The organism is Stenotrophomonas sp. GQ19 (assembly GCF_059758695.1).
In genome coordinates, this window is record NZ_JCAXES010000015.1 from 1 (window position 1) to 19286 (window position 19286).

The 19286-nt window shown below is 68.2% G+C and carries 19 protein-coding genes and 1 tRNA gene; 14 read left to right on the forward strand and 6 right to left on the reverse strand.

Annotated elements, in window-relative coordinates:
- Positions 1-45: 45 nt before the first annotated feature.
- Positions 46-138: transfer RNA gene (locus AC6CHL_RS20085), tRNA-Ser, on the reverse strand.
- Positions 139-273: 135 nt separating this feature from the next.
- On the opposite strand from AC6CHL_RS20085, the gene dnaX reads away from it, so the two are divergent.
- The 4 genes from dnaX to AC6CHL_RS20105 all read left to right on the forward strand — a co-directional run bounded on the left by dnaX (position 274) and on the right by AC6CHL_RS20105 (position 3753).
- Positions 274-2235: a DNA polymerase III subunit gamma/tau gene (gene dnaX, locus AC6CHL_RS20090; RefSeq protein WP_498295951.1), complete on the forward strand. Its 1962-nt coding sequence runs from the start codon at positions 274-276 to the stop codon at positions 2233-2235.
- A gap of 6 nt (positions 2236-2241) precedes the next feature.
- On the forward strand, positions 2242-2562 hold the full coding sequence (locus tag AC6CHL_RS20095; RefSeq protein WP_038690110.1) for a YbaB/EbfC family nucleoid-associated protein: 321 nt from the start codon (positions 2242-2244) through the stop codon (positions 2560-2562).
- 99 nt (positions 2563-2661) lie between these two features.
- Positions 2662-3261, forward strand: coding sequence for a recombination mediator RecR (gene recR / locus AC6CHL_RS20100; protein ID WP_038690108.1), 600 nt, complete (start codon positions 2662-2664; stop codon positions 3259-3261).
- Positions 3262-3393: 132 nt separating this feature from the next.
- Positions 3394-3753 (forward strand): histidine triad nucleotide-binding protein, encoded by a 360-nt coding sequence (locus tag AC6CHL_RS20105; RefSeq protein ID WP_141057369.1) that lies wholly within the window; start codon positions 3394-3396, stop codon positions 3751-3753.
- A gap of 185 nt (positions 3754-3938) precedes the next feature.
- Here the strand turns inward: AC6CHL_RS20105 and AC6CHL_RS20110 are convergent, their stop codons facing one another.
- The 4 genes from AC6CHL_RS20110 to AC6CHL_RS20125 are packed head-to-tail and all read right to left on the reverse strand — an operon-like array spanning position 3939 to position 8286.
- The gene (locus AC6CHL_RS20110; RefSeq protein WP_038690103.1) at positions 3939-4463 is read right to left on the reverse strand and encodes a Slp family lipoprotein; all 525 of its coding nucleotides are present in this window, start codon (positions 4461-4463) and stop codon (positions 3939-3941) included.
- Positions 4460-6409 carry a transglutaminase TgpA family protein gene (locus AC6CHL_RS20115; RefSeq protein WP_498295953.1) on the reverse strand — a complete coding sequence of 650 codons (1950 nt, stop codon included), beginning with the start codon at positions 6407-6409 and terminating at the stop codon, positions 4460-4462. Before AC6CHL_RS20115 ends, AC6CHL_RS20110 begins: the two co-directional genes overlap by 4 nt.
- Positions 6402-7358, reverse strand: coding sequence for a DUF58 domain-containing protein (locus AC6CHL_RS20120; protein WP_038690099.1), 957 nt, complete (start codon positions 7356-7358; stop codon positions 6402-6404). The genes AC6CHL_RS20115 and AC6CHL_RS20120 overlap by 8 nt, the downstream gene beginning before the upstream one ends.
- Position 7359: 1 nt before the next feature.
- A complete protein-coding gene (locus tag AC6CHL_RS20125) occupies positions 7360-8286 on the reverse strand; it encodes an AAA family ATPase (RefSeq protein ID WP_425598281.1) in 927 nt (308 codons plus the stop codon).
- 67 nt (positions 8287-8353) lie between these two features.
- Between AC6CHL_RS20125 and AC6CHL_RS20130 the strand changes: the two genes are divergently transcribed.
- Positions 8354-10195, forward strand: coding sequence for a glycosyltransferase family 39 protein (locus tag AC6CHL_RS20130; RefSeq protein WP_498295955.1), 1842 nt, complete (start codon positions 8354-8356; stop codon positions 10193-10195).
- A gap of 19 nt (positions 10196-10214) precedes the next feature.
- Here the strand turns inward: AC6CHL_RS20130 and AC6CHL_RS20135 are convergent, their stop codons facing one another.
- Positions 10215-10787, reverse strand: a complete 573-nt coding sequence (locus tag AC6CHL_RS20135; RefSeq protein ID WP_038690093.1) for a Maf family protein — start codon at positions 10785-10787, stop codon at positions 10215-10217.
- A gap of 112 nt (positions 10788-10899) precedes the next feature.
- On the opposite strand from AC6CHL_RS20135, the gene AC6CHL_RS20140 reads away from it, so the two are divergent.
- The 9 genes from AC6CHL_RS20140 (at position 10900) to AC6CHL_RS20180 (ending at position 19242) form a co-directional block, all read left to right on the forward strand.
- A complete protein-coding gene (locus AC6CHL_RS20140; protein WP_038690091.1) occupies positions 10900-11409 on the forward strand; it encodes a YceD family protein in 510 nt (169 codons plus the stop codon).
- Between the two features lie 108 nt (positions 11410-11517).
- Entirely contained in the window at positions 11518-11715 is a 198-nt protein-coding gene (gene rpmF, locus AC6CHL_RS20145) for a 50S ribosomal protein L32 (protein ID WP_038690090.1), read from the forward strand.
- Positions 11716-11803: 88 nt separating this feature from the next.
- Positions 11804-12781, forward strand: coding sequence for a beta-ketoacyl-ACP synthase III (locus AC6CHL_RS20150; protein ID WP_038690087.1), 978 nt, complete (start codon positions 11804-11806; stop codon positions 12779-12781).
- Positions 12782-12855: 74 nt separating this feature from the next.
- Entirely contained in the window at positions 12856-13638 is a 783-nt protein-coding gene (locus AC6CHL_RS20155) for a BUD32 family EKC/KEOPS complex subunit (protein WP_038690086.1), read from the forward strand.
- Between the two features lie 612 nt (positions 13639-14250).
- Positions 14251-15195 (forward strand): ACP S-malonyltransferase, encoded by a 945-nt coding sequence (gene fabD, locus AC6CHL_RS20160; protein ID WP_137188751.1) that lies wholly within the window; start codon positions 14251-14253, stop codon positions 15193-15195.
- Positions 15196-15265: 70 nt separating this feature from the next.
- Entirely contained in the window at positions 15266-16009 is a 744-nt protein-coding gene (gene fabG, locus AC6CHL_RS20165) for a 3-oxoacyl-ACP reductase FabG (RefSeq protein WP_038690081.1), read from the forward strand.
- 153 nt (positions 16010-16162) lie between these two features.
- Positions 16163-16402 carry an acyl carrier protein gene (gene acpP / locus AC6CHL_RS20170; RefSeq protein WP_017357544.1) on the forward strand — a complete coding sequence of 80 codons (240 nt, stop codon included), beginning with the start codon at positions 16163-16165 and terminating at the stop codon, positions 16400-16402.
- A gap of 136 nt (positions 16403-16538) precedes the next feature.
- On the forward strand, positions 16539-17801 hold the full coding sequence (gene fabF / locus AC6CHL_RS20175; protein WP_038690078.1) for a beta-ketoacyl-ACP synthase II: 1263 nt from the start codon (positions 16539-16541) through the stop codon (positions 17799-17801).
- A gap of 85 nt (positions 17802-17886) precedes the next feature.
- Positions 17887-19242 carry an aminodeoxychorismate synthase component I gene (locus AC6CHL_RS20180; protein ID WP_498295958.1) on the forward strand — a complete coding sequence of 452 codons (1356 nt, stop codon included), beginning with the start codon at positions 17887-17889 and terminating at the stop codon, positions 19240-19242.
- Positions 19243-19286 lie beyond the last annotated feature (44 nt).

Consider the following 19286-nt stretch of genomic DNA (forward strand, 5'->3'; position numbering starts at 1 on the left):
GCGCAAACAAAAAGGCCGCCCCGTAGGGCGGCCTTTTCATGTGTGTGGCGGAGAGAGGGGGATTCGAACCCCCGAAGCGCGGTTTAGACGCTTACACACTTTCCAGGCGTGCTCCTTCAACCGCTCGGACACCTCTCCGGACCTGCTGCGATAACCCGCTGCAGGGGCGCAGATTCTAGCGGGGGAATTGCATTCGCACAAGCGGTACGCCGCCGGGGCGGGAGGACTGGACAGGCGTGGCACAATGGACGTCCCGATGAAGACGGTGGCCTGATGTCCTATCTCGTCCTTGCCCGCAAGTGGCGTCCGAAGCGTTTTGCCGAGCTGGTGGGCCAGGAACACGTGGTCCGTGCGCTCAGCAATGCGCTGGACAGCGGCCGGGTGCACCATGCGTTCCTGTTTACCGGTACCCGCGGGGTGGGCAAGACCACCATCGCGCGTATCTTCGCCAAATCGCTGAACTGCGAGCAGGGCACCAGCGCCGACCCGTGCGGCCAGTGCCCGGCCTGCCTGGATATCGACGCCGGGCGCTACATCGACCTGCTCGAGATCGATGCCGCGTCCAACACCGGCGTGGATGATGTCCGCGAGGTGATCGAGAACGCCCAGTACATGCCCTCGCGTGGCAAGTACAAGGTCTACCTGATCGACGAAGTGCACATGCTCTCCAAGGCGGCGTTCAATGCGCTGCTGAAGACGCTGGAAGAGCCGCCGGAGCACGTGAAGTTCCTGCTGGCCACCACCGACCCGCAGAAGCTGCCGGTGACGGTGCTGTCGCGCTGCCTGCAGTTCAACCTGAAGCGGCTGGACGAAGACCAGATCCAGGGCCAGATGACCAGGATCCTGGCGGCCGAGGAGATCGAGTCCGACCCGACCGCGATCGTGCAGCTGGCCAAGGCCGCCGACGGCAGCCTGCGTGATGGTCTGTCGCTGCTTGATCAGGCCATTGCCTACGCGGGCGGGGCGCTGCGTGAAGACGTGGTGCGCACCATGCTGGGCACGGTCGACCGCACCCAGGTGGCCGCCATGCTGGACGCGCTGGCCGATGGCGACGGCGTGCGCCTGCTGCAGGTGGTTGCCGCGCTGGCCGAGTTCTCGCCGGACTGGAGTGGCGTGCTCGAGGCGCTGGCCGAGGCCCTGCACCGCATCCAGGTGCAGCAGCTGGTGCCGGGCGCGCAGTCCGACGGCGAGGGTATCGATGCGGCGGCGTTCGCCCAGCGGTTGCGCCCGGAAGTGGTGCAGCTCTGGTACCAGATGGCGCTGGGTGGTCGACGCGACCTGTACCTGGCCCCGAGCCCGCGTGCGGGCTTCGAAATGGCCGTGCTGCGCATGCTGGCGTTCCGCCCGGCTGCCGCGGTACCGCCGGTGCCGCGCGATCCGGGCACCGGCACCGAGGTGAACAACGGCGCTGGCAGCCCCGCCCAGGGCAGCGGCATGGCGGCAGCGCCTGCCGCCGTGGCCGCCGCGCCGGTCGCCCGGGTGGTACCGGCCGCAGCCAGCGTCACCCCGGTGGCCCCGGTAGTTGCGGTGGCGGCCCCTGTGGCTGCCCCGGCCGCCGCGCCGGAACCCGCCCGGCCGACCCCGCCGCCGGCGGCAGAGCCGGCGCCCGAAGACGACCTGCCGCCGTGGCACCAGGCCGGTGCCGAGGAGCGTGACGAGGCGCTGGCCGCCGAACTGGCCAGCCCCGACGCGGCCATGGTGGCCCCGTGGGAGGCGCCGCCGGCGCGTCCTGCTGCGCCAGCCCCGGCCCCCGTGGTGGCCCCGGCTGCCGTGGCGCGCCCGCAGGGCATCGCCATTGCGCCCTCGGCGCCGGCCGCCGAGGCAGGGGCTGCCGCGCCAATCGCCCTGGCCTCGCCCGAAGCCTGGCTGGAACTGGTCGCCCAGAGCCAGCTCAACGGCCCCTCGCGGCAGCTGGCGGCCCACGCGGCGTTCATCAGTTTTCAGCACGGCATCTTGAAACTGGCGGTATCGCCCGGATTTGAGTACTTGTGTTCGGACCGTTCGCTGGCAGCGCTGACCGATGCGCTGTCCGGCCCGCTGGGGCAGACCCCGCGGATCGTGATCGAACATGGCGACGCCGAGGCCGAAACGCTGCACCAGCGTTCCGACCGCCAGCGTGGCGAGCGGCAACAGGCGGCCGAAGCCGCTTTCATGGCCGACCCGCAGGTGCAGGTGCTTATCCAGCAGCACGGCGCGCGGGTCGTGACCGATTCCATCCGTCCTTTTGATGAGTAACACGACATGCGCGGCAACATCGCCCAATTGATGCAGCAGGCCCAGAAGATGCAGGAAAACCTGCAGAAGGCCCAGGAAGACCTCGCCAAGCTGGAAGTCACCGGCAGCGCCGGCGGTGGCATGGTCAGCGTGACCCTGACCGGCACCAAGGAGTGCCGCAAGGTGCGTATCGATCCGTCGATCCTGGGCGATGCGGAAATGACCGAAGACCTGGTCGCGGCGGCCTTCAACGATGCGTCCAACAAGATCGACGCCGAATCGAAGAACCGCATGGGCTCGGCCACGGCCGGCATGCAGCTGCCGCCGGGCATGAAGCTGCCGTTCTGACCCACCGCAGGTGCCGGGCCCGTGCCCGGTACCGGTGGGGTGACCGCGACGCGAAGCCTTCGGGCTTCGCGCGTTCGTTTCTGAGATGAGCCCATCGCCATGAGCCTGCCCCTGCTCGAACAATTGATCGAGGCCTTCCGTGTGTTGCCGGGCGTTGGCCAGAAGACCGCCCAGCGCATGGCCTACCACGTGCTCGAGCGCGAGCGCGTGGGCGGGCAGAAGCTGGCCGAGGTGCTGGCCAAGGCCATCGAACGTATCGGCCATTGCGTGCAGTGCCGCGATTTCAGCGAGACCGAGACCTGCGCGGTGTGCGCCAACGGCAGCCGTGAGCGGCAGCAGCTGTGCGCGGTGGAATCGCCCGCCGACCGGCTGGCGATCGAGCATGCGACGGGGTTCCGCGGCGTGTACTTCGTGCTGCAGGGGAGGTTGTCGCCGCTGGACGGCGTGGGCCCGCGCGAACTCGGCCTGGACCAGCTGGAGGCCCGCCTGAAACAGGGTGAGGTGCAGGAACTGATCATCGCCACCAGCGCCACGGTGGAGGGCGAAGCCACCGCGCATTACCTGGCGCAGCTGGCACGCGCACACAAGGTGCGCCCCAGCCGGTTGGCGCAGGGCCTGCCGTTGGGCGGCGAACTGGAATACGTGGACCGCGGCACGCTGTCGCACGCCTTCGGCACGCGCACCGAAATCCAGGAGTAACAATCGCGCCGCCCCGACACCGTAGAGCCGACCGTTGGTCGGCTGACCGCACATCGCTCACCGCGCGGCCACCATCGAAACCGGCAGCGCATCCGCGCTACTCTCCTAGCCCGTGTTCCAGAGAGGTGCCCCATGAGCCAAGACACCCTGTTCGGCAAGATCATCCGCCGTGAAATCCCGGCCACCATCGTCTATGAGGACGACGACGTGCTCGGCTTCAAGGACATCGCCCCGCAGGCGCCGGTGCACGTGCTTTTCATTCCCAAGAACGAGGCGATCCCGACCCTGGACGACGTGCAGCCCGCGCAGGCGCACCTGATCGGCAAGCTGGCGCTGGCGGCCGCCGAGTACGCCCGTCGCGAAGGCTTCGCCCAGAACGGCTACCGCATCGTCATGAACTGCCGCGAGGACGCCGGGCAGACCGTGTTCCACATCCACCTGCACCTGCTGGCCGGCGCGCCGCTGGGCCACTTCGGCACGCCGAACGGCTGAGGCACCCCACGCCGACGGCCTCCCGGGGTAGAGCCACCCCATGGGTGGCTGCACGCGATGGTCGATGCCACACCGCGCTGCATCGGCCCGCGGTGGAACAAAAAAAAGCCGCCCTTGGGCGGCTTTTTTTGCAAGGCGTACCGACCAACGGTCGGCAGCTACCTTTGCGGTCGGTATCTACCCGCTTACCACCAGCCCCAACCGCGGTAGCCCCAGCCCGGGCCCCAGCCCGGACCCCACGGCCCGTACGGGTAGGCCGGCACCACGTCCACCTGGCGCTGTTCCGGCCACAGGTAGATGACATCGGCATCCAGCTTGGGCAGGCGGTAGTCGTACTCGCCGATGCGGGTGTTCTCGTAACCGGCGATCTTGCCGATGAAGGTCACATCACGGCCCGGCTCGAACACGGCCGGGTCGTAGAAGCCGGCGCGGCAGGCGACGAAGCGGCCGTCGCTGGCATCAGCCGAGGTGGTGCTTGGGCGACCACTGCCGTTGAGCGGGCGCGAGATCATCTGGAAACAGGTCTGGCCCTGCACCGGATTGGTTTCGATGATGCGGCCACCCCAGCGCACCGGGGTACCCACCTGCTGGGTGGGCACCGCATCGCGCGGGCTGACCATGCTGAACTGGCCTTGCAGCGGTTTGGGCGCGGTGGCGCAGGCGGCCAGCGCCAGCGAAGCAGCGAGGGGAAGCAGAATCTGGATCTTCATGGGGATGCTCCGGAGGACGGGCGATGCCTGCGCAGGTCGCGCAATAATGAAGTGAGGTCGACGTCCGCGCCAGCGTAGCGCGCGAGAACGAAACGGCTGCTGAGCGACAACAGCGCCGGGTCGGGCCGCTGCTGGTGGACGCGCTGGGCCCAGCGGTCCGCTGGCTCGGCACTGTCACGGGCCAGGCCAAGCCGGGCGTAGCGCCGCCCCAGCCGGTGCCAGGCGCGCAGCAATGGATCGCGCTCGCGTTCGCCACGGCCCAGCAGCCACGCCATCCAGCCTAGCGTGGCCAGCGCGAAGACCGTGAAAACGGCAATCAGCTGTGCCGGTTCCAGCTTGTCGATGCCCAGCGGGCGCAGCATGCGCTGCTGGCGATCGGCATCGAAGGACAGCACCAGGTCGTTCCAGCCCCGGCGCAGCCAGTCGGTGGCCTGGCCCAACTGCAGCCAGCGGCTCTGCAGGGTGGCTTCGCCGCCGCCCTGCAGACGGTCTTCCAGGGTGTCGTAGATGCGCTCGGGGGCGACCGCGGCGGTCGGGTCCACGCGTACCCAGCCGCGCTCGGGCAACCACACCTCGGCCCAGGCATGGGCATCCATGCGCCGCACCACCCAGTAGTTGCCGTAGGGGTTGCGCACGCCGCCGGCAAAGCCGGTCACCACGCGTGCGGGAATGCCGGCGTTGCGCATCAGCACCACGAACGCCGAACTGAAGTGCTGGCAGAAGCCGACCTGCTGGTCGAACAGGAACTCGTCCACGCCATCGCGACCGGGCAGCGGCGTGGTGAGGCTGTAGGCGAAGCGGGCGCGGATCCAGTCCAGCGCGCGCGCCACGATGGCCGCATCGTTGCTGCCGGCCTCGGCGCGCCACTGCCGGGCCAGGGCGGCCGTGCGCGGGTTGAAGCCGTCCGGCAGCTGCAGTGCCTGCTGGCGCTCGTACGGCCGCAGTGCGTCGCGGTAACGGCTGGGCGGGGCGGACTGCAGGCGCCAGCGGGTCAGGGTGCTCAGGTTGCTGCGGCTGCGCAGGCTGTGGTCGGCATCCAGCGCGCTGCCGGGCGGTGCCTGCAGCGGCAGGTCCAATGCCACCAGCTGGCGGCGGTCGGTGGGCTCGTAGTCGATCTGGTAATCCCAGCGCAGCGTGCCCGAGGTGACCGCGGCGGGTGGGCGCTGCCGGGCGTCCTGATCCCGGGTCCAGCTGCGGCCATCGAAGCGGCTCATCACCGGGCCGCGCCAGTAGCGCTGCTCGGGCGCCGGCACCGCGCCGAAGAACGTCACGCGCAGGGCGGGCGCATCGTCGGCCATCAGGTCCAGCCACTGCCCCGGTTCCATGCGGTCGGACAGGCCCGGCTTGCCCACCGCGCGGTCGGGAATGCCCCACAGCGGCTCGCTCAGGCGCGGGAACAGCCAGAACCCGGCCAACGCCAATGGCAGACCCAGTGCAACCAGGCGGCCAACGCCGCGCAGTTGGCCGCCCAGGCGCGGGCTGGGCGCCTGCCCTTCGGCATGGGCCAGCCGCTGCAGGGCGAGCAGGGCGGTCAGCGCGGCCAGTACGGCCAGCGCCATGGTCAGCGGCCCCTGGTCGAGCAGGAAGGCGGCGAACGGGGCGAACAGGGCAAACCCGAGCAGGCTGCGGGCATCGCGCAGGCTGCGCAGTTCGCTGGATTTCAGTGCCAGCATGGCCGCCAGCAATGCGCAGCCGGTATCGCGGCCGGGGCGTGCGCCCATCTGCCAGTAAATGGCGGCCAGCATGCACAGCACCAGGGCCAGGCGCAGCACGGCAGGCAGCACGCGTTGGCGGGCCGCCAGGGCGGTCACCAGCGCGACCAGCGCGATGATGGCGGCGAGCAGGTCAGGCAACTGCAGCAGCAGCGGCACCAGGCCCAGCGCGGCGCTGGCCAGGGTCCAGCGCCGCGCGCTGGGGCTCAGGGTGGGGGAAGTGGGCTCAGCCATGCGGCATCAGCGCCAGTGCGCGTTGGCACAGGTGGTGGTGGGCGCTGCCATTGCCAGGCCCCAGTACCGGCTGCCCGGGCAACTGCAGGGTGTAGCGGCGGCCATCGCGCTCGGCGAGGTCCACCCAGCGCGCCAGCCGCGCGATGCGTGCTTCGACCGGCAGCGCGGCCAGCTGCCGCCAGTCCAGCAGCACGTCCACGCCCACCGGTTTTTCATACTCGCGCACCAGCAGGGTGTCACGCCGGGCCGAGTGCTTCCAGGCGATGCTGCGCGGCGGGTCGCCCGCGCGGTAGGGGCGCAGTTGATGCAGCTCATCGCCGCTGGCATGCACGCGGGTATGCAGCGGGTCGCCGCCACTTTCCGGCAGCGCGGGCGCCTGGAGTTCGGGGGCGGCGTAGACCAGCAGCGGCGCGTCGGGCCACACCCACGACCAGGCGCGCACCAGGCCGAGCGGCTGGGTGGTGGAAATGCGGATGCGCGTGAGGTCGAGCCAGCCGCGTCGCACGGTAGGCAGCATCAGGTCCACTTCGATCTGGTCGGTGTCCAGCAGATGGCCGAAGGCCACCGCCTGATCAAGGGCCAGTTCCAGCCCGCGTCGTGCGCGTGCGTCGGGCCGTGACAGGCTGATCCGCAACCGCATCGGCTGGCCGGCATGCACCGGTTCGGCCGACACCGCATCGATCTGCAGCCCGGACAACTGCAGGTGCGCGCTGATGGTGCTGGCAATCGCCACGGTGGCCAACAGCAATGCCAGCAGCAATGCCGGGTTGTTGTTGTAGTTCAGCGCGCCCAGCAACATCGCCACCAGCAGGGTGGTCACGAACATGCCGAAGCGGGTGGGCAGCACGTAGATGCGGCGCCGGTCCAGCCGGCGCGGCAACGCTTCGGGCTGCCGTGGCCGCGCCAGCAACTGCAGCTTCTGCCAGCGGTCTCCCCAGCCGCGGCGCATCTCAATCCACCGCGACGGTCTGGAGGATCGCGCGGGCCAGTGCCGGGCCGGTGCTGGCTTCTGCTTCGGGCACCAGACGATGGCCGGCGACGGCCACGAACAGGGTCTGCACGTCTTCGGGCACCACGTGCGTGCGACCGAGCAGCAGCGCATGCGCCTTGGCCGCGTGCAGCAGGGCCAGCCCGGCGCGGGGCGACAGCCCCACGCGCACGCCGGCGTGCTGGCGGCTGCGGGTAAGCAGGGCCTGCACGTAGTGGATGAGTGCGTCGCTGGCATGCACCTGGCGGGCCGCGTCGCGCAGCGTGCGCACCTGTGCCTCGTCCAGGCGTGGCTGCGCCTGTGCGATCAGGTGGCGGCGGTCGGTACCGCGCAGCAGCTCGCGTTCGGATTCGGCATTGGGGTAGCCCAGTGCCAGCCGCAGCAGGAAGCGGTCCAGCTGCGAGTCGGGCAGCGGGAACGTACCCGACAGGTCCACCGGGTTCTGCGTTGCGATCACGAAGAAGGGATCGGGCAGCGGGTGGGTGACACCGTCCAGGGTGACCTGCTGTTCGGCCATCGCTTCGAGCAGCGCGCTCTGCGTGCGCGGCGGTGCGCGATTGATCTCGTCGGCCAGCAGCACGTGGGTGAACACCGGGCCGGGATGGAACTGGAACTGCCGGCTGGCGGCATCGTAAACCGAGACGCCGAGCACATCTGCGGGCAGCAGGTCCGAGGTGAACTGCACGCGCTGGAAGCCCAGCCCGAGGCTGGAGGCCATCGCATGGGCCAGCGTGGTCTTGCCCAGGCCCGGCAGATCTTCAATCAACAGGTGACCGCCCGACAGCAGGGCGACGAACGCCAGCCGCACTTCATGTGCCTTGCCCAGCACCAGCCCGTTGACCTGGTCCTGGGCGCTGCGGAGGGCCTGTCGCACTACATCGGTTAGCATGGCTGGCACCTGGGGCGAATTTTCCATGTCCGTCTCGTGTCGATGATTCCTTCGATTCTATAGAGCAATGCAGGGCGAACAACGCGCACGCACAATTTTTCTGCTGTTGTGGACGCTGGTCACCGCAGTAAAGCTGGTGATCGCCGCGCGTCTGCCGTTGTTCGTGGACGAAGCGTTCTACTGGCAGGAAGGCCAGCACCTGGCCGCGGCCTATTCCGACCTGCCGGGGCTGACGGCCTGGCTGTCGCGGCTCGGGGTGGAACTGGGCGGCGCGCACGTGCTGGCCCAGCGCCTGCCGTTCCTGGCCATCGGCGCAGCGCTGCCGTGGTTGGTCTCGCGCATTGCCACGCGCTGGTTCGGTGCAGTGGCGGGCTGGCAGGCCGGCAGCCTGACCTTGCTGATGCCGTTGTCGGGCACGCTGGGCATCCTGGCGGTGCCGGACGTGCCGATGGCCCTGGCCGCGGTGCTGTGCCTGGATGCCGGCGCGCGCCTGCTGCGCAACGTCGACGCTGCGTCGGCCATGAAGCTGGCACTGGGCCTGATGATCGGCGCGCTCAGCCATTACCGTTTCATCGGCGTGATCGTGGTTGGCTTCATCGCCCTGCTGCTGTTGCCGCAGGGGCGCCGCATGCTGCGCGATCCGCGCGTGTGGGTGGCGCTGGCGGTGGGGGTGCTGGCGTGGTTGCCGCTGCTGTCGTGGAACGCCGACAACCAGGATGCCGGCCTGAAATTCCAGGTGGTCGAACGCCACCCGTGGGCGTTCGAATGGAGTGGTCTGTGGTTCCTGGTGATCCAGCCGATGCTGGTCACCCCGATCCTGTGCATGGCGATGTGGAAGGTGGCGCTGGCCGGCACCCGCAGCGGTGGCGGTGCGCGTGCGCAGTGGCGCTACTTCGGTCTGGTGGGCGCGGTGTCGACCGTGGCGATCTTCGGGCTGGGCTTCTTCACCGATGTGGAGCGCATCAGCTTCCACTGGCCGCTGCCGGGGTATCTGGCGCTGCTGGTGGCGGTGCCGGTGGTGCTCAACGGCTGGCCGCGCTGGCTGCGGCGCACCGGCTGGTGGCTGGCCGGTGCCGGCCTGGCACTGGCCTTCGGCTACTACCTGATGGCGTCCACGCCGAGCCTGCGCGAGCAGCTGGCCGGCGACAAATACTACCCGCGCAATTTCGCCGGCTGGGAACCGCTGGCCGCCGCGGTGCGCGACGAACTCGCTGGCATGCCCGAAGGTACCCGGGTGCTGGCCGGCAACTTCAAGGTAGGCGCCGAGCTGGGCTTCCAGCTGCGTGATCCGTCCATCGAAGTGCTGCGCCACCCGCTCAACGACAAGCACGGTCGCAGTGCGCAGCTGGGGCTGTGGGGGCTGTTGCACGATGGCCAGCGCAAGGCGCCGATGCTGCTGGTGCTGTCGCCCAGCGACCAGCGTTACCGCGACCTGCTGCAGCGCTACCACGCGGTGTGCGAGCAGGTGGGCCCGCTGCCACCGCCGCGGGTGGTCAGCAACGATCACGGGTACCAGCGCTTCCTGCTGTTCAAGCTGCCGGCCGAGCGCGCATCCGGCCCGTGCGTGACCCCGGCGATGGCCTGGATCGACACGCCGCAGGCGGACGCAACCGTGACCGGCGTGGTGGAAGTGCGCGGCTGGGCCTTCAAGGACGGGGTGGGGCTGTCGCGGGTGGAGGTGCTGCTGGATGGCAAGGCGGTGGCCGAGGCCGAGTACGGCCGCACCTATGACATCACCAGCTTCTGGACCAACTCCAACGACCCGCAGCACCCCAACGTCGGCTTCACCGCGCGTATCGATACGCGCGCGCTGGCGCCGGGCAGGCATTGGCTGGGCCTGCGCCTGCACGGGCGCGACGGCAGCGTGGAGCCGTGGCAGGAGCAGGCACTGCAGGTGCCCGCGCGCTGAGCGTGCGCGGCGGCAGGGATCAGGGCAGGGTGTAGCCGGCCTGGCGCAGCAGCTGGCTGGTGGCGATCAGGGGCAGCCCGATCAGCGCGGTGGGGTCGCGGTTCTCGATGGCCTCGAACAGGGCGATGCCCAATCCCTCGCATTTGAAGCTGCCAGCGCAGTCCAGCGGCTGTTCGGCAGCCACGTAGCGGGCGATCGTGGCCGCATCCAGGGCGCGGAAGTGCACCCGGGTCAGGTCGCAGGCTGCCAGCTCCCGGTCGTCGCAGTGCAGGCTGACCGCCGTATGGAACGCCACCACCTGGCCGGACATCGCCGCCAGCTGTGCCTGCGCCGCGGCTACCGTGCCCGGTTTGCCCAGCGGGGAACCGTTCAGCTCGGCGACCTGGTCCGACCCGATCACCCAGCGCCCGGGGTAGCGGGCGGCCACCTCGGCGGCCTTGGCCCGTGCCAGACGCACCGCCACTGCACGCGGCGCTTCACCCCGCTGCGGGGTCTCATCCACGTCCGGGCGTGCGCAGTCGGGGGCCAGGCCCAGCCGTTGCAGCAGTTCCAGGCGGTAGCGGGACGTGGAGGCAAGCACGGGCGGAAGCATGCGAAAATACCGGTTGGTGGGCTCGGCAGTCTGGCCGCGGTGGCCGGGCGGGGCAAGCCGGTGCACGAGGGATTTGACAGCCGGGCAGACGGTCCTTAACATTCAGCGGCTTATGTCCGCGAACGTGCCCGAATTGCTGGATGCTTGGCGGATGGTTGCAGCACGCAGGTGCTTCGACGGCCAGGTGAATCTAGCTGAATTGACCCGCCTGCAAGGGCTTGTTGCCGATACCGAAGGTCAGTGCACCTATGCACTGGAATTCGCGCACGACGACATCCTGCGGGTATCCTATGTTGAACTGACCATTGAAACCGCGTTGCCGCTGATCTGTCAGCGCAGCCTGCAGCGCTTCCTGCTGCCGGTCTCGATGGTGCAGCGGCTCGGCCTGATCCGCAGCGAAGAGGAAGAATCCTCGTTGCCGGAAGGGTACGAACCGTGGCTGGTGCCCGAAGACGGCATGCTGCGACCGCTGGAACTGGTCGAGGACGAACTGGTCCTGGCCGTGCCCGTTGTGCCGTTGTCTCCCGATGGGCAGGCAGTGGACCGCGACTGGGCACCGACCGAAGAAGAAATCAGCAAGGCCAATCCGTTCGCGGCGTTGGCGGCACTGAAAAAACAATAGCAGCCGGATTGTCGTCGGCGGCTGCGGCGAAAGCGAAGACTGTGCTGGGCGCTGGCGTCCTGCGCGACGAAACGACGAAGCAAAACGAACCGAGTTTGGAGCAATCCCATGGCTGTGCAGAAATCCCGTGTCACCCCGTCCCGCCGCGGTATGCGCCGTGCGCATGACGCCCTGAGCGCCAAGCAGCTGTCCACCGATCCGACCACCGGTGAAGTGCATCTGCGTCACCACATCACCGCTGACGGTTTCTACCGTGGCAAGAAGGTGATTGCGACCAAGTCGAATTCGGCCGTCGAAGAAGATTGATCCGTGAAGGCCGCTGCCCGGTCGGGCAGCGGCCTTTACTCCATTCTTCCCGGCTGTCGGTGTTGATGGCCGTGCTACAGGACATGCAATGAGCAAGCGGATCTACTCGAGGATCGCGGGCACTGGTAGCTATTTGCCCGAAAAAGTGTTGACCAACCAGGATCTGGAGAAAATGGTCGACACCACCGATGAGTGGATCCAGTCGCGAACGGGTATCCGTGAGCGGCACATTGCAGCGGAAAACGAAACCACCAGCGACCTCGGCTATCACGCCGCGGTGCGTGCGCTGGAAGCGGCCGGTATCGACGCTTCGCAGCTGGACATGATCGTGGTGGGTACGACCACGCCCGATCTGATCTTTCCCTCCACCGCGTGCCTGATCCAGGCCAAGCTCGGTGCGAGCGGGTGCCCTGCCTTCGACGTCAACGCCGCCTGTTCGGGCTTCGTGTTCGCGTTGAGCGTGGCGGACAAATTCATTCGTTCCGGTGATGCACGTCATGTGCTGGTCATCGGTGCGGAAACCCTGACCCGGATCGTCGACTGGACCGAGCGCACCACCTGCGTGCTGTTCGGCGACGGCGCGGGCGCGGTCGTGCTGAAGGCCGACGAAGACACCGGCATCCTGAGCACCCACCTGCATTCGGATGGCAGCAAGAAAGAGCTGCTGTGGAACCCGGTGGGCGTGTCGGCCGGTTTCGGCGAGGGCGAGAACGCCCGCGGCGCGATCCTGATGAAGGGCAACGACGTGTTCAAGTACGCCGTGAAGGCGCTGGACTCGGTCGTTGACGAAACCCTGGAAGCGAACGCGCTGACCAAGGCCGATCTGGACTGGCTGATCCCGCACCAGGCCAACCTGCGCATCATCGAAGCCACGGCCAAGCGCCTGGACATGTCGATGGAGCAGGTGGTGGTGACGGTGGACAGGCACGGCAACACGTCGTCCGCCTCGGTGCCGATGGCGCTGGACGTGGCGATCCGTTCGGGCCGCGTCGAGCGTGGCCAGCTGCTGTTGCTGGAAGCCTTCGGTGGCGGCTTCACCTGGGGTTCGGCTCTGCTGCGCTATTGATAGTGCTCGTTACGACAACGTGACGTTTTCATTACGGCCCCATTTGGGGCCGTATGCATTTCAGGAGACCTGTCATGGTTGAGCCCATCGTCATTGAAGGGCAACGTGCCTGGCTGAAGCAGTACGGCGAAGGAAGCCGCGCGGTAGCTTTGGGCCTGCTCAATTTTGTTGCACACCGTTTCCAGCTGGATGCGCTGCGCCCGCCGCCGCACCGGGGTGGCGATGCCGCGAAGGAAACCGAGGCCCGCCGCCTGGGCGAGCTGGCCGCGCAGGGCGTGAACGTGCCGCACGTGATCGGCAGTGGCCATGCGGCGCTGGTGCTGGAAGACAACGGCAGTTCGTTCAACACCTGCCTGCGCCAGGCCGATGCGGGCGGGCGCGATGTGCTGGTGGCGGCGGCCATGCAGGCCATTGCGGCGGCGCATGCGAAGGGCGCCTACTTCGGCCAGCCGTTGCCGCGCAACCTGACATGGGACGGGGCGAAGGTCGGCTTCATCGATTTCGAGGAAGACCCGCTGGAGGTGATGGACCTGGCGCAGGCGCAGGCACGCGATTGGCTGATGTTCGGCTACGGTGTGGCGAAGTATTACGAGGACCGTCCGCAGCAGTTGCAGGCGCTGATGGCGCAGGCGATGGACGGGGTGGAAGCGCCGGTGATCGCGCATGCGCACGCGGTGTCGGGGCGGCTGCAGGGGCTGGCCCGGGCGAGTCTGAAGATGGGCCGTTCGGCGCGCGCGCTGGCTCACGCGATCCTGATCGTGCACGGGGCCACGACGCTGGGGGTGCTGATGCTGGCGGTGATCTGCTACGACTTCTTCTCCGACGGCGACCTCGACATCCTGCAGTTGTTGGTTTGATCGGGTGGGGCTTTTTTTGAAGCCAGAGCTTTTAAGAGCTTAAGAGCCAGAGCGTTGTTGCTCGCTTGCTGCGTGCCGGGTCGGCGTGGGTGGGTTGGCGGGACACGCCGTGAATCCATCCCTGGAGGCTCGTGGGCGCCATCCATGGCGCCCAACGGTCCCGCCAACCCACCCACGCCGACCCCCGACAGATTCCGGGCGGGCATGGGCAATCAACGTCACTTCGTCTCAGCGTTGCTGAGCCTCAGCAGAGCATCCCCGCCCGTGAGAGGGGGGGAGGGGTAGTGCCGAGCGAAGCTCGGCACCTCTCAAACCCAAAGCAGGCCGCTGCGCTGCTCTTGATCTACGTTGCGCACCAGCCATGTCTGGAGAGGCTGGGGTGGGTGAGGTTGCGGGGCCCTCCACCGCATGGATGCGGTGGCGGAGCTTACAAGGACGTACTTGCAGCGTGCCCCGCAACCTCACCCACCCCAGCCCACTTCCCGACAGTGACTGACCGCTCTGGCTCCATGCTTGCGCTCAAAGCGGCCAAGCCACATACGCGTCAGTACAGACGGAGGGCGGTATTCCCCCTTATCATTCGCCGTTCGATTTTTGCAGGCGGATGACCGCGTGACCGATTCCAATCTCGCATTCGTGTTCCCCGGCCAGGGCTCGCAGTCGCTGGGCATGCTCGCCGAACTGGCTGAGCTGCACCCGCAGGTCCGCGAGGCCTTCACCGAGGCCTCCGATGGCGCCGGCGTCGACCTGTGGGCGCTGTCGCAGGGCGGCCCCGAGGAAATGCTCAACCGCACCGAATTTACCCAGCCCGCCCTGCTGGCCGCCAGCATCGGCGTCTGGCGCGTCTGGAATGCCGTCGGTGGGGCCAAGCCCGCCGTGCTGGCCGGCCACAGCCTGGGCGAGTACACCGCCCTCGTTGCCGCGGGCGCCCTGACCCTGCGCGATGGTGCCCACCTGGTGCGCCTGCGTGGCCAGCTCATGCAGGAAGCCGCCCCCGCCGGCGTGGGTGCCATGGCCGCCGTCCTCGGCGCCGAAGACGCCCTGGTCCTGGAGGTCTGCGAACAGGCGGCCGGCAGCCAGATCGTCGTGCCCGCCAACTACAACTCGCCCGGCCAGATCGTCATCGGTGGCGACGCTGCCGCCGTCGACCGCGCCCTGGCCCTGCTTGCCGAAAAGGGCGTCCGCAAGGCCGTCAAGCTCGCCGTCAGCGTCCCCTCGCACACCCCGCTCATGCGCGAAGCCGCCAACCGCCTGGCCGAAACCATGGCCGGCCTGGACTGGCGCGCGCCCGCGCTGCCGGTCGTGCAGAACGTCGACGCCCGCATCCACGACGGCGTTGAAGCCATCGCCCAGGCCCTGGTCCAGCAGCTTTACCTGCCCGTCCAGTGGACCGGCTGCGTGCAGGCCCTGGCCGCCCGTGGCGTCACCCGCGTCGCCGAGTGCGGCCCGGGCAAGGTCCTGACCGGATTGATCAAGCGCATCGACAAATCGCTGGACGCGCGCACACTGTCCACGCCCGCCGATTTCGAGGCAGCCCGCGAAACCTGGGCCGCCTGATCCTTTGACTGGCTTTGCGTCGCCCGGCCCCGGCCTGGCGCGTGGACCGGTCCCGTTCGAGGAACTACAGATGAGCAAGCCCCTTCAGGGTGAAATCGCACTGGTGACCGGCGCCAGCCGTGGCATCGGCGCCGCCATTGCCGACGCATTGGCCGCGCAGGGCGCGACCGTCATCGGCACCGCCACCACCGACGCCGGTGCCGCCGCGATCGGCGAGCGCCTGGCCGCCGTGGGTGGCCACGGCCGCGCGCTGAACGTCACCGACGCCGCCGCGCTGGACGCCGTGCTGGACGGTATCGCCAAGGAATTTGGCGCCATCAGCATCCTGGTCAACAACGCCGGCATCACCCGCGACAACCTGCTCCTGCGCATGAAGGACGAGGACTGGCAGGCCATCCTCGACACCAACCTGACCAGCGTGTTCCGCACCTCCAAGGCGGTCATCCGCGGCATGATGAAAGCCCGCAAGGGGCGCATCATCAACATCGCCTCGGTGATCGGCGTGACCGGCAATGCCGGCCAGGCCAACTATGCCGCCGCCAAGGCCGGCATCATTGCCTTCTCCAAGTCGCTGGCCAAGGAAATCGGCTCGCGCGGCATTACCGTCAATGTGGTCGCCCCCGGCTTCATCGACACCGACATGACCAAGGCCCTGCCGGAAGAGCAGCGCACCGGCCTGGTCAAGACGATCGCCCTGGAACGCCTGGGTGAACCGTCCGACATCGCCAACGCGGTGGCGTTCCTGGCCGGTCCCTCGGCCAGCTACATCACCGGCGAAACCCTCCATGTGAACGGCGGCATGTACATGCCGTAAGCATGTGGCGCACGGATCGCGCCGCAAGTGGTTGATCTGAAAGATGTTTTGCGGCAATGCAAGGCATCGCCGGTTTCCACTACACTATCCCACGGTCATCCGACATCGGATGGCGTCATTTTTGAACCACTACTCCATCTGGAGCGATATCCAATGAGCACCATCGAAGAACGCGTCAAGAAAATCGTCGTCGAACAGCTTGGCGTCAAGGAAGAAGAAGTCACCAACAGCGCATCGTTCGTCGATGACCTGGGCGCTGACTCGCTGGACACCGTTGAACTGGTGATGGCGCTGGAAGAAGAGTTCGAGTGCGAAATCCCGGACGAAGAAGCCGAGAAGATCAGCACCGTCCAGGCTGCAATCGACTACATCAACGCCCACGTCAAGGCTTGATGTCAGGCGGCTTGCGCGCGGCGGTGGCACCAGCCCCGGCCGCGCGCGGCAATCCCATGGGGCCGCACTTGCGGCCCTGTGCATTTGAGCGTTACACCGCGTCATACCCGTGAACCACGGGCCAGGAGAATCAGCAATGAAGCGTCGCGTCGTCGTCACCGGCATGGGCATGGTCTCGCCCCTTGGCAATGATCTGGACACCAGTTGGAAGGGCATCAGCGAAGGCCGTTCGGGCATCGCTGCGCTGACCAACGTTGCCGACAGCTACCTGGAACGGTTCACCACCAAAATTGCAGGTGAGGTCAAGGGATTTGACATCACCGCCGACAACGCACTGTTCGGCACGTACCGGGTCAGCGGCAAGGATGCCAAGAAGATGGACCCGTTCATCCATTACGGCTTGGGCGCAGCGTTCATGGCCCTGCACGATTCCGGCCTGGAGATCACCGACGCCAATGCCGAGCGCATCGGCGCGATCGTCGGCGCCGGCATCGGCGGCCTGCTTGGCATCGAAGAGCAGACCATCGATTTCCATGAGGGCAAGAAGATCTCGCCCTTCTACGTGCCCAAGACCATCATCAACATGTTGCCCGGCCAGCTGAGCATCATCAGCGGCCTGAAGGGCCCGTCGTTCTCGGCGGTGTCGGCCTGCGCCACCTCGAACCATTCCATCGGCACCGCCATGCGCATGATCCAGTACGGCGATGCGGACGTGATGGTGGCCGGTGGCGCCGAGCGTGGTTCCTCGCCGACCGCCCTGGGCGGCTTCTGCGCGATGAAGGCCATGAGCACCCGCAACGATGATCCCGAAGCGGCCTCGCGGCCGTGGGACAAGGACCGCGACGGCTTCGTGCTCGGCGACGGTGCCGGCATCCTGATCCTGGAAGAGTACGAACACGCCAAGGCCCGTGGCGCGAAGATCTACTGCGAACTGGCCGGTTTCGGTGCCAGCTCCGACGCCTACCACATGACCGCGCCGAGCGAGAACGGCGAAGGCGCCGCGCGCTGCATGGTCATGGCCATGAAGGACGCCGGTGTGACCCCGGAGCAGATCGGCTACCTCAACGCGCATGGCACCTCGACGCCGCTGGGCGACCTCGGCGAGACCATGGCGATGAAGGCCGCCTTCGGTGACCACGCCTACAAGATGATGGTCAGCTCGACCAAGTCGATGACCGGCCACCTGCTCGGTGCCGCTGGCGGTGTTGAAGCGATCTTCTCGGTGCTGGCCCTGCGCGACAACGTGATTCCGCCGACCATCAACCTGCACCAGCCGGGCGAAGGCTGCGACCTGGATTACGTGCCCAATGAAGCACGCCAGGCCAAGGTGGACGTGGTGATGTCCAACGGCTTCGGCTTCGGCGGCACCAACGGCACGCTGGTGTTCAAGCGCGTCTGATCGCCGCGCTGCCGCACCCGCACCCGGGCCGCCATCTTGGCGGCCTTGGTGTATCTGGCCCTCCCGCACCTTCCGGTTCCCCGCCATGCTGCTGACCCATCCGCTGCCCGCCACCACCGACCTGCTCGCGCTGCAGCGCGTGGCGCCATCACGCTATCCGCTGCTGATGGAGTCCACCGCCTCGGGCACCGCGCAGGGCCGCTGGGATCTGCTGCTTATGGGCAACGGGCAGGCGCTCGCGCTGCACGCGGATGGCGTCGTGCGCGATGCCGAAGGCGTTGCCCATCCGGGCAGCTTCCTGGGCGTGCTGGACGCGCAGTGGGCGGCGCTGCGCCAGCCACGCGAGGAGATCCAGCTGCCGTTCCGTGGTGGCTGGGCGCTGATGCTGGATTACGAACTGGCCGGACAGATCGAAACGGTGCTGCAGCTGCCCGCGCGCGCCGACGGGCTGCCCGCCGCCCTGGCCCTGCGCTGCCCCGCAGCGGTGCTCCACGACCGCGTGCTGGGCCAGTACCACGCCGTGTGCGAAACCGACCACGCCGCACTGCTGCAGACCCTGCTGGCCGACCTGGACGCCGCACGTGCGTTGCCGCCGCTGCCGGCCTGGCAGCCGCCGGCCGAGGTGGGCGAGGATGCGCCTGCGCGCTTCACCGACGGCGTGGGCAAGGTCATCGAGTACCTGCGTGCCGGCGATGTGTTCCAGGTGAACCTGTCGCGGCGCTGGAACGCGCAGTTCGCCAGCACGCTGTCGCCGCAGGCGCTGTATGCGCAGCTGCGGGTGGCCAACCCGGCCCCGTTCGCCGGGCTGTTCATGGCGCAGGGCAGGGCGGTGGTCAGTTCCTCGCCGGAGCGGCTGGTGTCGGTGCATGGCGATGACGTGCAGACCCGGCCGATCGCCGGTACCCGCCCGCGCTTTGCCGGCGACGATGACGCCGCGCGCATCCAGGAGCTGGTGGGCCACCCCAAGGAGCGCGCCGAGCACGTGATGCTGATCGACCTGGAGCGCAATGACCTGGGCCGCATCTGCACGCCCGGCAGCGTCGAGGTCGACGAGCTGATGACGGTGGAAAGCTACGCCCACGTGCACCACATCGTGAGCAACGTGCGCGGCCGCCTGCGCGCGGGCGTGAGCCCCGGCCAGGTGATCGCCGCCACCTTCCCGGGCGGCACCATCACCGGTTGCCCGAAGGTGCGCTGCATGCAGATCATCGCCGAGCTGGAGCAGACCGCGCGTGGCGCCTACACCGGCGCGTTCGGCTGGCTCAACCGCGATGGCGACCTGGACCTGAACATCCTGATCCGCACCGCCGAAGTGGCCGCGGCCAGCGCCACCTTCCGCACCGGTGCCGGCATCGTGGTCGATTCGGACCCGGACAAGGAACTGGACGAAACCCGCGCCAAGGCGCGTGGCCTGATGCGTGCGCTGGGCCGGCATGACTGAGCTGTTTGGGCGTGTGCAGCGGTCGCGCGGTATGCTGCGCGGCG